Origin of the sequence: Corynebacterium sp. KPL1818, from assembly GCF_000478135.1 — a bacterium.
GTDB classification, from domain to species: domain Bacteria; phylum Actinomycetota; class Actinomycetes; order Mycobacteriales; family Mycobacteriaceae; genus Corynebacterium; species Corynebacterium accolens.
The window spans coordinates 244,751-256,972 of the sequence record NZ_KI515758.1; the positions used below are offsets into that span (position 1 = coordinate 244,751).

Sequence of the window (12,222 nt, forward strand, 5' to 3'; positions counted from 1 at the left end):
ACGGCCCTTGTCGCCATGCTGATTGGCCTCGTCCTGCTGTGGCCCTCTAGTGCTGCCTCAGAGCACACTTCGGAGGAGTTCGAGTCCACCTACGCGCTGAACCACCCGCAGGTTGAGGCAACAGTGGAAAAGACCGACCATTCCGCGTGCCAATCGGAGCAGACCGGCCTGGCCTTCGATACCCCGCCGCTGATTCCGGAAAAGGAAGAGGTGGACTGTGACCGGGCGCTGGTGAAGATCACCTCCGGCGAGGACGAGGGAAAGATGACCCAATTGGTCACCTACGGCAACGCGGGCGACCCAGAATTGCAGCCGGGCGATAATATCGTGCTCTCTAAGGCCACCGATCCCACTGGATCCGTCTCGTATGCCTTTGCCGATTATCAGCGCAGCAATAGCCTCCTGCTGTGGGGAGTGGTCATCGCTATTGTCATCATCGCTTTTGCGGCCTGGCATGGGGTGCGCGCGATCATCGGCTTGGGGTTGAGCCTTGGCATCGTCTTTAGCTTCCTCATCCCAGCGCTCATCGCAGGCACCAATCCCTTGTGGGTGGCGCTCGCTGCCTGTACCGCCATCATTCTCCTTGCCGTTCCCCTCGTCCACGGCGTGAATTGGAAATCCGCCTCCGCAGTGGGCGGTTCCCTGACCGCGCTCGCCATCGCCGCGTTCCTTGCGTGGGCGGCCATCGATAGTTCGCAGCTGCAAGGCTATAGCTCCGAAGACAACCTCAAGCTGCTGCTGTATATGCCCAATGTGTCCATCCTGGGCGTGCTGCTGTGTGGCTTCGTCGTCGGCGCATTGGGCAGCCTTGCCGATGTCGCCATCGCCCAAGCCTCCACCATCACCGAGCTGCACGAATCCGATCCCGCGGCCTCACCGCTCGAGCTTTTCCTATCCGCCATGCGGGTCGGCCGCGACCACATTGCCTCGATGGTCTATACCCTCATTTTGACCTATACCGGCGCCGCATTGCCCCTACTCCTGCTCATCACCGCCGCCGAACGCCCCGCGGGGCAAATTCTCAGCAGCGATCTCGTCGCCACCGAGCTCCTGCGCTCCGGCGTCGGCGCCATGGCGCTGACCCTCGCGGTACCGATTACCACGCTGATTGCCGCGTTTACCGTCCCGTCACACCGCCGTTAGAGCGTGCGGCCCAGCGCCTGAATCTTCCAACCGGCGTTGGACCAAGCCGCAACGTCGAGCACATTGCGGCCATCGATAATGTGCCTATTATCCACGAGCTCGCCAGCCTCGTTCGGATCCAGCTCCTTAAACTGCTGCCACTCGGTGGCCAGGATGACCAATTCCGCCTCCCGCAGGGCGGATTCCGTATCGGCGGCATAGTCCAAGGTGGGGAAAACCTTCTTGGCGTTGTCCATACCCTCGGGGTCATAGACGGTCACCGCGGCACCCGCCAAGGACAAGGACCCAGCAACCGAGAGCGCCGGCGAATCGCGCACATCATCCGAATTGGGCTTAAAAGCACAGCCCAGCACGGTAACGCGGTGACCCAATAGGGAGCCATGGAAGGCTTCTTTAGACAGGTCCACCATGCGGTCGCGCCGGCGCATATTAATCGCGTCCACCTCGCGCAAGAAGGTCAGGGCCTGATCGGCGCCGAGCTCACCGGCGCGCGCCATAAAGGCGCGAATATCCTTAGGCAGGCAACCACCGCCAAAACCCAGGCCCGCGCCGAGGAACTTGCGACCAATGCGCTTGTCTATGCCAATGGCATCCGCCAACGCCACTACGTCCGCCCCCGCGATCTCACAAATCTCAGAGACCGCATTGATGAAGGAAATCTTGGTGGCCAAAAAGGCGTTGGCGGAGACTTTTACTAACTCTGCGGTCTGCAGGTCGGTCGCGATGAAGGGCGTATCCTGCGCTAGCGGCTGCGCGTAGATCTCACGGGCAAGCTCCTCCGCACGAGATTCCGATTCACGGGTTCCAATCACGATGCGGTCCGGGGTGATGGTGTCGTGCACCGCATAACCCTCGCGCAAGAATTCCGGATTCCACGCGATCTCCACGCGGGTTCCCTCGGGCGCCAAACTATCCGCCAGTTCTTGTAGTTCCGCCGCCGTTCCTACCGGAACGGTGGATTTGCCAAAGATGACGTGCTCCCCGCGCAGCTTGGGCACCAAGTCCGTGATAACGGCCTTAACGTAAGTCATATCCGCCGCATAAGAGCCGCGGCGCTGCGGGGTTCCCACGCCGAGAAAGTGCACGTTGGCAAACTGCGCGGCCTCGTCATAATCCGTGCTAAACCCTAGGCGCCCAGCATCAATATTGCGCTCGAGCACCTCCGGTAGCCCCGGTTCAAAGAACGGAACCTTGCCCGATTGCAAGACGGCGATCTTATCCTCGTCTACATCGACGCCTAAAACTTCATGCTCCAATTCCGCCATGCAGGCGGCGTGGGTGGCACCCAGGTAACCGGTGCCAATAACAGTCATCCGCATAAAACCTCATCCTAGAGATTTTATGTAAATACCAGATTAATCCCTGCGGAAGTTCAGGTAAGACTTTGATGGCGTTGGGCCGCGCTGACCTTGGTACTTCGATCCCAAGGCACCCGTGCCATAGGGGCTTTCCGCCGGCGAGGTCATCTTAAAGATGGCCAACTGGCCCACCTTCATCCCCGGCCACAGCGCAATGGGCAGGTTCGCGGTATTAGAAAGCTCCAAGGTGATGTGCCCGGAAAAACCGGGATCGATAAAGCCCGCGGTGGAGTGAGTTAAAAGTCCCAGCCGTCCCAACGAGGACTTGCCCTCCAAACGCCCAGCCAAATCAGCCGGGAGGGTGAATTTCTCCAGCGTGGCACCAAGGACAAACTCACCGGGGTGGAGAATAAAGGATTGATCCTCTTCTACTTCCACCAAGGTGGTAAGCTCCGGCATCTCCTCTTTGGGGTCAATGTGCGTATAGCGGGAGTTATTGAATACGCGGAAGTACTTATCCAAGCGCACGTCAACGGAAGAAGGCTGGATAAGCTCACTATCAAAGGGCTCGATGCCCAGCTCTCCGGAATCAATGGCGGAACGAATATCACGATCTGAAAGAAGCACGGCCCCGATTCTACTCAATCGCCTGCCCTAGGTGTATAGTAGGGAAAGCGCATTTAGCGCAGTGCCGACGTAGTTTAATGGTAGAACTGCAGCTTCCCAAGCTGCTGGCGCGGGTTCGATTCCCGTCGTCGGCTCCAATCAAAAATAGTCCACCACCTGCATAAATAGGCTTGCAGGGGTGGGCTGTACTCATCTGGTACTGGGGCGGGTGTAGCTGTAACTGTAGCTATTTCACTTGGGTATGGACTACGGAGGCCCCCTCCTCTCGGGGCGTGACTTGGCACTACCAATCGGAGCGTGGCGAGGTGCCGAACGTATTAGGACCTGACCCCGGAGAGTAATGACTTTGGGGTCAGGCCCACATATCTGTTTGTTCATCCAAAACAGCCCAAACAGGCGAATAGTGAAACGGTCAGGGAACCGTATATTGCTTAGGGTATTGCCCTGACGCCGTCCTGTGGCAGTTTGATTCCCACCGAGCGTTAATACAGCAAGTATCGACAGTGCACAATTTTCGTTATACGATATTTCCATGCCTGTGAACATCACTCAAGATCAACTCGACAATTGGGTTTCCGAAGCAGAAGAAGGCTACGACCCAGAAGTGTTGAAAAAGCGCGGACGTGGACGCCCCGGTCGCGGGGCAGAGCCTGCTCAGGTCGTTGCTGTGCGCCTGACTGCCGATGAACTTAGCACCCTAGATCGCCTGGCTACGGAAAAGAATCTCACCCGATCTGAGCTTGTCCGCCAAGCAATCAGCGCGCTCACGGCGGCATGAGAACAGCCAAATCCGCCACAAAGCACGGTATCGCAGAAACCGACGGAATCCATGCAGCTTCCTATCCACTGTGGATAGAGCCTCTTGACGAAGACCCTAACCAATGGCGAGAACTCCGCCTCGGTTTTGATACCCATGCTCGACTGCTGGAAACCGTCGTTGTTGTTGCCTCCGACGGGGACGAACTACTAATCCATGTAATGAAAGCTCGCCCGCACTACAGTAAGCTCCTCGAATAACGACGTCCCTGTCCTCACCCGTAGAGGTACTGGCTGCCGTACGGCTCCTTGTTCGCTACCGAGAAGCAGTAGCTAGGGACACTTCACTCAGACACCGTTGTCGACTTCAAGTTCCGGGCAAACTCTTTTTGCGCCTGCTCTGCCCCACGGAGGTTGGATTCAATGACCACGCTGTCAAAGATGAGCGTGGTCAAGGTTCGCTCTTCCATAGCGACGAGGCTACTAGCCGCACCGCACAATAGGCTGTGGGTCGTAGACCGTGGTCTTGGTCTCGCGGGAAAGCTCCTTGCCGCTGAGATCCTTGATGATGCGGGTATCGGACGTCGTAAAGCCTGGGGCTCCAGATGATGGCGAGCAGTCGCTGCCTGGCACGGACATCGGCTGTGGCTCGGTCTTGGCCCAGCGGCCGTTATTGATGGATTCCACCTCTACCGTCTTAGTACCCTTCAAGCGGACGGTGATATTGCCGCCGCCAAAGCTGGTCTCAATCTGCACTGGAGTATTGAAGGTATTGGTAAATTGCAGGTCAATGGCACCCTCGTACACGGTGGCCTCGCGGCCGGCTGGGTAGCGGGAAATGTAATACGAGTGCGGGGTGTGCGCGGTATCTTGCATGCCGGCGAAGTACGCGGCGTTATACAGAGTAGTGGCGAATTGGGAGATGCCACCGCCCACGGCGGAACCGGAGTGGCCGTTGATGATGATGCCGGATTCCACATAACCCTGCGCGGTACCGCGGGGGCCGGTATAGCCGTTGAGGGAGAAGGTCTCACCGGGGTTGACAACGGCACCGTTGACTTCTTGGGCAACGAGCTGGATATTGCGCCCAGAAGCGGAAGAAAAGCCGCCGGTGGTGAACTCACCCACGGTATCGTTAAACGTCGCGTTTTCGGCGTCCTCGGTGGTGAACTCGGCTGGGTCAGGCTTGTAGGTAGCGTCCCACTCGCGGTCATCGCCAGTCACGCGCTTATCAAAGCCCTCCATGGTGGGCTTCCAGTCAATGATCTCGCCGTCCTGGGAGGGGGTGACCTGCCGGGAGCCACCGGCGAATTTCACCTTGGCGTTCACGCCAGGCACGTCGGCGCCATCGGCACGCTCTTGCAGCAATTGCTGCGCGCGATTGCTATCCACCACCAGGTGCAGCTGGCCGTCCTTTTTCTCAATGCTGGTGAACTGGGAAATCTCCGGCTTATTCAGCGTGGCGGTGACGTTATTTTTCGCCTTCAAGGTCAACGAATTATCCAGGGCCTTGGCGGCATCGCCGGTGCGCATCTTTTCAATGGCCGCGTCATTAATGGCCGGCTCGATTTCTTCCGGTTCCACCTGCACGCCGTCTTTGTCCAGCCAATTCGCTGCCACCGCATCATGCAATTCGGTGCCGTCTACGGACTGGCCCAACGTGGGATCGGTGACTTTGAGCTCACCATTATTAAGCTCGAGCATGCCATCGACCGGATCAGTAGAAAGCTCGTCTTTGACGCGGTCAAGGGTGGGCTGCAGCTTGCTATCGTCCACATCGGTTTCTACCGGGATATCTTCGGTGGAGCGAAAGAAGCTGGCCAGGCGGGTAATGGGGTTGAGGGAAGGTTCCTCGATGCCATCGACGGCGGCCTGATTATCCAGGGCCAGGCCGGATTCGGCAGGGGTAAATTCAGACTGCAGATCGCCTGCGGTCACGGTCACGGGCTGGGTCTCAACACCCTTGAGCTCATCCTCGAGCTTGGCCACGGCGGCGGTGCGCTCCATGGCGGAGATATCCACGCCGCCGACGGAGACACTGCGCGGGATCTTGTCCTGGTTTGCTATGACATCCCAGGCATAAGCGATGCCCGCAATGAGGACGAAGCCAACGATCACGCCAAGCGTGACGAGCCAGCCCTTTGCACCGTTTTTTCCTTCTGCCTTCTTCACGCCTTAAAGGTTAACGGGTAAAGGGGCGTTTTTCCTAGTCGCTGTCCCCATCGTGCACGTGGCGGGCGGCTTCGCCGAGGCGCTCAGGGGCCAACCTGCCCTCATCCACGGCGCCGACGACGGCATCGATCACCGCATTGATATCTTCCTCGGTGGACCACAAGGGCATGTCGGCGCCGGCGGCGAGGGAGGTAATGACGGCATCGGCAAGCGGCAGCGAATCCGAAATGGCCGCCATGCCGCCAATATCATCGGTATAGATGGTGCCGTCATACTGCAAGGCCTCGCGGGCAAGGCCGTAGGCTTCCGGCAGGATGGAGGCTGGGGTCTGGCCGTCGCCCAGGCCCGGCACCGCGAGGTGGCCCATCATCAGCGCCGCATTCGGTGCTGCGGGAATGGCATTCCGGAAGGGAATGAACTCATGGTTCTCAAGCTCTTCTAGCGGCGGGGTAATGGCCTCCGCCAGGTGGGTATCGCCCGAGGCGCGGCCGTGGCCCGGGAAGTGCTTGAATACGGCCTTGACCCCGGCGGCATCCAACCCGCGGGCAAAGGCGGCGCCATAATCGCCGGCCTGGACGGGGTCGGTAGAAAAAGCGCGGTCGCCCACGACCTCGAGACCATCGCCATCGACATCAAGCACCGGCGCGAAATCCACGTTGATGCCGTAGTCCATGAGCCGCTTGCCGATGTCCCCCGCCAGCTGCTCCACCTGCTCCGGCGAGTGGTCCGCCGCCATCTGCTGCGCGGAGGGGTATTCGCCCAAAATTTCAGAAAAACGCTGCACGCGCCCGCCCTCAAAGTCGATGGCGACCTCAAAATCGCGGCCTAGTTCCGCGCGCAGGGCGTTAATATTGCGGCCCTCTTCCTCCAGCAAGCCAGGATCCGCCCAGCTGGGGATGAAGATGCCTCCCACGCCGGCCTCCAGCTTGGCCTTGGCGTCCTCGTAGCTGGTTGCCGGCGGCATGAGCACCGAGGCGGCGGTGGCGCGAATATCCTCCGGCACCGGCGCTGGCGCCGGGGCTGGGGCGGCCTCCGTGGCGGACGCGGCGCTACCCGGCGATGAGGGCGCGGGGGCCGCAGACTCGCGCGCCTTGTCCTCGTCCGAGGCGGAATTAGAGCAGGCGCTGAGCACCGCCACGAGGCCCAAACTGACAATGATGCGGGAATATGTCATGCCTTCCAGTGTGCAGGATTCCTCGCGAACTGTCCCAAGCGGTGGGTAGACTAGTGACATGAGTAACGGCAAAACAATGTTAATTGCCTATGATGGCACCGAACGCGCCGACCGCGCCTTGGAGTACGCCGCCCAGCTTTTGCGCCCCTCCACGGTGGAAATCCTCACCGCGTGGGAGCCAGTGGCCCGCCAAACCGCGCGCGCCGTCAGCCGCACGGGCATGCACCAATCCACCGTGTCCCCCGATAGCGTGGAAGACGATCCGGCTTACGAAGAAGCGCTGAAGATCTGCCGCCAGGGCACCCAATTGGCAGAGAACCTCGGTCTGGCCGGCCGCGCCCACCTCGTGGAATCCGCCACCACCATTTCTTCGGCCATCGTGGATGCAGCACACGAGCTCGACGTGGATGTCATCGTGACCGGCACCCGCGCGCTCACCGGCTTTCGCGCCTGGTGGACCAACTCCACGGCGGACCAGATCGTGCGCAATGCGGGCCTGCCCGTCTTTATCGTCCCACAAGAAAACGACGAAGACGCGGAAGATGACGATCCGGAATACTTCTAAGTAGCTGCTAGTATCTTTAGCCATGGCTCTGGAATCCGATTCTTTAAACAAGCGCACCCTCGGCCCCGCCGTGGGTAGCGCTGTTGTGGGCATCGCCCTGGGCATTATCACCATCATTGGCATCGCCCAGTTCTCCGGCAGCGATACCGTGCCGGAAGGCAATGCGGTCTCCGCCGATGATGCGGTGCTGGGCGGGCCTGAATACGGTTCCCGCAATTAGATGGGCGCACCGGCGTGCATGACCGGACCGATCAGCTCCCCCGCGGCCCACACAGCGGTGCCTATTTACACCGCTACCGCGCACTAGCCCGCGCCCTGCGCCACCGCTGTGCGCGCCTTGCCCGGCCCTACCCGCTCGGCATTATTGCCTTGGCGCTTATCCTCGCGGTGCAGCCGTGGGGGCTGACCGCCGCCGATACCAAACACGATCTGGCCGCCAACCCACGGCACTTCCTGCGCGGCGCGCTTGATGCCTATACCGATATCTTTACCCTGGGCCAGCTGCAGAACCAGGCCTACGGTTATCTCTTCCCGCAGGGCCCCTTTTTTGTTTTAACCGAGCCCCTGCCGGATTGGATAGCCCAACGCCTGTGGTGGCTGTTGGTCTTAAGCGCGGGCTTTATCGGCTTTTACAAGCTAGCTACCCGGATAGGCCTGCGCGGCCGCTGGGTCTGGGTGGCGGCGATGCTCTATGCGCTCTCCCCGCGCTCGCTATCCACCCTGACGGCCATTTCTTCTGAAACCTGGCCGGTCATGCTAGCCCCGTGGGTCATCCTGCCTTTCCTGCGGGAAAAACTCACCTGGCGCGATGCTGCCGCCGCCACGATTCCCGTGGCGTTGATGGGCGCGGTCAACGCCACGGCCACGCTCGCGGCGTGCACCCCGGCGCTTGTCATCGTAGCCTACCGCCGCGCCTTCAAGCCCGGCGCGGCCTGGCTGCTTGGCTGCCTGTGCGTATCCGCGTGGTGGATTGGCCCGCTTCTTATCTTGGGCCGCTACGCCCCGCCGTTTACGGAATTTATCGAATCCTCCCGCGTGACCACCCGGTGGCTGAACCTGCCGGAAATCCTGCGCGGGACCACGAGTTGGTCGCCCTTTGCGGATGCCGAGCGCATCGCCGGTAACGAGCTCGCGACCTCTGCCTTCTTTGTCCTTATCACCATGGCCGTGGCTGCAATAGGCATTTACGGTTTGTGCCGGCTGCCCCGCGTGTGGTCCATCATGCTCATTACCGGCGTGGCGATTTTGGGCTGCCAGGCGGCGTGGTACCTCGACGCGCTCGATGGGGTGCTTGCACCCCTGCGCAACCTGCACAAATTCGATCCGCTGGTGCGCGTCCCGTTGCTGTTGGGCTTTGCCCGCGCCTGCCAGCGCCTGCCGCTGCCCACCAGCCTGCGGCCCACCAAGAAGCAGACGGTGGGCGCGCTGGTGTTACTCGTATGCATCAGCGCGCTCTCCCCAGCCTGGTCGCAGCGGCTGCTGCCCTTAGGCGCCTATGACGAGGTGCCGGACTATTGGCATCAGGCCACGGATTACATCAACGAGCATGCGGACAATACCCGCACCCTGATTTATCCCGAGGCCTCCTTCGCCCGCCAGGAGTGGGGTTGGACCCGCGATGAGCCGGCGCAGCCGCTTCTTGATGTCCCCTGGGCCGTCCGCGATGCCATTCCCCTCGTGCCGCCGGAGGCCATCCGCGGCCTCGACGGGGTGATGGCAGCGCTAGAGGAGGACCCGGACAGCGGCGTGCGCGCCTTGCAGCGCCTAGGCATCGGCGCGGTGATGGTGCGCCACGATCTCTTTGCCGCCGATAATGACACCTTGAGCAGTAAATTTGGCGGTGACGTGCATGCTTTTGGCGAGGTTGATGTGATCCTGCTCGAGCAGCATTCCATGGCTTTGACCTCCGCCGATCCCGTCCGCGTGGCCGGTGGCGGCGAGGCGCTGGCCTTCCTCGATGCCCACAATGGCCCCGCTGCCCACGAGCTGGTGGACAATGATGCCGATATCGTCACCGATACCCCCACGCTGGTGGATCGCAACTACGGCACGCTCCACGGCGCCGCCTCGGCGCCGCTATCCACAGACGATCCCAGCCACGTTTATAACCGCCTGCGCGATTATCCCTCCGCCGGCCCGCTGACCACGGTGGAGACCCACGGCGGCGGTGTCGAGGTCTCTTCTTCTGCCGCCGATGCCACCGCCTTTGGCGGCGCCCAGCCGGAAAAGTCCGCCACCGCCGCCGTCGATGGGGAAAATTCCACCGCCTGGTGGCCCGCACCCGGCGATGATGAAGGTTGGATCGAGCTGCGCGGTGACTTTAGCCAACCGAGCCTGAAGCTCATGGCCACCAGCTCCACCACGGTGACGGTGCGCTCAGGCGGCGCGGCAGTAGAGGTGGATCTGCAAGCCTTTCGCTCCAAGACGGTGCGCGTGCCCGGCGGGGATTCGCAGGCCATCCGCGTGGAGCTATCCCACCGCACCGGCATTGCGGAGCTAGAGGTAGAAGGCCACCCCATCGAGCGCGTGGTGACCGTACCGGATACCTCGCCGAATGTGCACCAATTCTTCTTCCAGCAGATGGTGCACGATACCGGTGTGCTCATTCGCGATGTCACCGTGCCGCGCCGCATGGAGGTCACCGTGGATTCCCCCAAGCCGGTGCTTATCGATTCCCACCGGTACTCCCCCGGCAGCACCCTGAGCCTCGAGCCCGGAGTTCACCGCGTGCGCACCACCGGCGCGTGGGTGTCCATGACGGAAAAGGGCTGGTCCCCGCTGAGCGATTATCGCCTCACCGATTTTTCCATCGCTGCTGCAGAGGATGAGCGTCTGCTCATTACCGGCCGCGCCTTTAATAAGGGCCTGCGCGGGTTTATAGGCGATACCGAGCTCACCCCGCGCGAAATTGATGCCGCCACCCAGGCGTTTATCGTCCCTGCGGGCACGCATGGGGAATTCCGCATGACCTTTGAGGCGCAGCCGGCCTACCGCGCCGCCTTGCTCTTTGGGGGCGCGCTCGGCCTGGCCACGCTGGGTTTCTGCCTGCTTTTCGCCGCGCGCCGTAGCCCGCAGCCCACCTGGCACCCGGATCCTGGAGGCATGGCCTCTGCGATGTATTCGCTGGCCTGCCTGGCACTGGTGGGATGGCCGGCGGCGCTTGCGGGCATGGCCGCCTGGCTCATCGTGCGCTGGACCACCATTCCGCGGGCTTATTTGGCCAGCGGCGTGGTAGCCGCGGCCGGGGCCATCCTCGCCCGTGCCCCGTGGACCTCCGGGGCCTATGCCGGCGATTCCGTGCTGCTTATGTGCTTATGTGCCGCGGGGCTGGCCTGCCTTTTCGCCGCCGACGGCCCCGGCCGCGGCCCATCAGAAGATCGCGGCCCGGGCGCTCGATAAGCGTATAGCTCGCCGCAGAAACCACAACGGTGCCTATCACCGTGACGGCAAGGATGACCCAAAAATCCAGCGATTTCCCGCTAAATAGCGCCACCCCGGTCAGCGGGAAGGCCACGGCGAGCACCGCCACATGCCACAAGAAAATGGAATAGGACCACGCGCCCAGCGCCTGCATCAGCGGCGAGGTAAGCCACGAGGTTCCACGTGGAACCAAGGCCACCGGCACCACCACGCACGCCGCGAATATCGCCCCGGCGATGATGCGGCGGGCAAATTCCGCCGGCTCCGGATGCACCAACCCGGCCGGCCCAAACCAGTCCCGGCTCGCTACCCATAGCACTACTGCCGCCAGCACAACCCAGGCCCAGCGCACCTGCAGGAGGCGCGCCGTGCGCTTGCCGATGCCCCTTTCTTCCACCTCCGCCGCCAGCATGCCCACCGCGAACCAGGAGGCATAGGCCGGCGGCCAGATTTGCGAGTTGACCTGGTCCTCGCCGTAGTCCGCGACAAAGGGAATAAATCCCCACCCCCAGCTCACCACCGCGGCACCGGCGATAACGCCCATGCGCCAGCGCTGCGGCAGGCCGCCAATGGCCCACACGAGGAGCGGTAGTACCAGGTAAAAGAAAAACTCCACGCACAGCGACCACAGGTGGGTAAGGCCCGGGGCAAGGCCATCGGCCACATAGATCTGCGTGGATGTCAGGTTGGCGAGGATCTGGGTGGGGGTGATGGAGTGGGCATCGGGAAGCAGCAGCACAACCGATACCACGCAGGCATAATAGGCCGGTGCCAAGCGCGCGATGCGGGAGTGGGCATAGCCGCGCACCGTGTGCAGCCCGCGCCGGCGCCACAGGAGGAAGGCGCTGAGGGCGAAGAAGACGGCGACGAAGAAATCGAAACGCCCGGCAAATCCCCACCCGGTGCCGGTTTGGAAGGATACGTGGGTGACAATGATCCCTAATGCGGCAACCGCGCGTAGGCCGTCTAGCTCCGGCAGGTGCTGGGGTAGTCTTTTCACAGATGCCTGCGTGCGCACGCTTGCTCCTTTACCCCGGAAACCTGAAACTGATTGGATATAGTACTGC

General features: G+C 61.7%; 11 protein-coding genes and 1 tRNA gene. 6 read left to right on the forward strand and 6 right to left on the reverse strand.

The window, feature by feature from the left end; genetic code table 11:
- Nucleotides 1-15: 15 nt before the first annotated feature.
- Nucleotides 16-1,143, forward strand: a complete 1,128-nt coding sequence (locus tag HMPREF1261_RS01030) for a YibE/F family protein (protein ID WP_232018414.1) — start codon at nucleotides 16-18, stop codon at nucleotides 1,141-1,143.
- Here HMPREF1261_RS01030 and HMPREF1261_RS01035 read toward each other — a convergent pair.
- On the reverse strand, nucleotides 1,140-2,462 hold the full coding sequence (locus tag HMPREF1261_RS01035) for a UDP-glucose/GDP-mannose dehydrogenase family protein (protein ID WP_023029647.1): 1,323 nt from the start codon (nucleotides 2,460-2,462) through the stop codon (nucleotides 1,140-1,142). The genes HMPREF1261_RS01030 and HMPREF1261_RS01035 overlap by 4 nt on opposite strands.
- Before the next feature lie 36 nt (nucleotides 2,463-2,498).
- On the reverse strand, nucleotides 2,499-3,068 hold the full coding sequence (dcd, locus tag HMPREF1261_RS01040; protein ID WP_023018083.1) for a dCTP deaminase: 570 nt from the start codon (nucleotides 3,066-3,068) through the stop codon (nucleotides 2,499-2,501).
- A 63-nt stretch (nucleotides 3,069-3,131) separates the two neighbouring features.
- On the opposite strand from dcd, the gene HMPREF1261_RS01045 reads away from it, so the two are divergent.
- Nucleotides 3,132-3,205 (forward strand) — tRNA-Gly (locus HMPREF1261_RS01045).
- A 395-nt stretch (nucleotides 3,206-3,600) separates the two neighbouring features.
- A complete protein-coding gene (locus HMPREF1261_RS01050) occupies nucleotides 3,601-3,846 on the forward strand; it encodes a CopG family transcriptional regulator (protein ID WP_023029648.1) in 246 nt (81 codons plus the stop codon).
- A gap of 322 nt (nucleotides 3,847-4,168) precedes the next feature.
- Here HMPREF1261_RS01050 and HMPREF1261_RS13145 read toward each other — a convergent pair whose 3' ends face one another.
- From HMPREF1261_RS13145 to HMPREF1261_RS01065, 3 genes are read right to left on the reverse strand one after another with little or no spacing between them, the layout of a single operon-like run.
- Nucleotides 4,169-4,294 (reverse strand): hypothetical protein, encoded by a 126-nt coding sequence (locus tag HMPREF1261_RS13145; RefSeq protein WP_023029649.1) that lies wholly within the window; start codon nucleotides 4,292-4,294, stop codon nucleotides 4,169-4,171.
- A 13-nt stretch (nucleotides 4,295-4,307) separates the two neighbouring features.
- A complete protein-coding gene (locus HMPREF1261_RS01060) occupies nucleotides 4,308-5,996 on the reverse strand; it encodes a VanW family protein (RefSeq protein ID WP_023029650.1) in 1,689 nt (562 codons plus the stop codon).
- 34 nt (nucleotides 5,997-6,030) lie between these two features.
- Entirely contained in the window at nucleotides 6,031-7,170 is a 1,140-nt protein-coding gene (locus tag HMPREF1261_RS01065) for a glycoside hydrolase family 3 N-terminal domain-containing protein (protein WP_034657803.1), read from the reverse strand.
- Between the two features lie 58 nt (nucleotides 7,171-7,228).
- On the opposite strand from HMPREF1261_RS01065, the gene HMPREF1261_RS01070 reads away from it, so the two are divergent.
- From HMPREF1261_RS01070 to HMPREF1261_RS01080, 3 genes are read left to right on the forward strand one after another with little or no spacing between them, the layout of a single operon-like run.
- A complete protein-coding gene (locus HMPREF1261_RS01070; RefSeq protein ID WP_034657804.1) occupies nucleotides 7,229-7,735 on the forward strand; it encodes a universal stress protein in 507 nt (168 codons plus the stop codon).
- A gap of 22 nt (nucleotides 7,736-7,757) precedes the next feature.
- Nucleotides 7,758-7,955: a DUF2613 domain-containing protein gene (locus HMPREF1261_RS01075; protein ID WP_023024221.1), complete on the forward strand. Its 198-nt coding sequence runs from the start codon at nucleotides 7,758-7,760 to the stop codon at nucleotides 7,953-7,955.
- A 14-nt stretch (nucleotides 7,956-7,969) separates the two neighbouring features.
- Nucleotides 7,970-11,134: an alpha-(1->3)-arabinofuranosyltransferase family protein gene (locus HMPREF1261_RS01080; protein ID WP_023029653.1), complete on the forward strand. Its 3,165-nt coding sequence runs from the start codon at nucleotides 7,970-7,972 to the stop codon at nucleotides 11,132-11,134.
- Here HMPREF1261_RS01080 and HMPREF1261_RS01085 read toward each other — a convergent pair.
- A complete protein-coding gene (locus HMPREF1261_RS01085; RefSeq protein ID WP_023029654.1) occupies nucleotides 11,040-12,173 on the reverse strand; it encodes an acyltransferase in 1,134 nt (377 codons plus the stop codon). The genes HMPREF1261_RS01080 and HMPREF1261_RS01085 overlap by 95 nt on opposite strands.
- Nucleotides 12,174-12,222 lie beyond the last annotated feature (49 nt).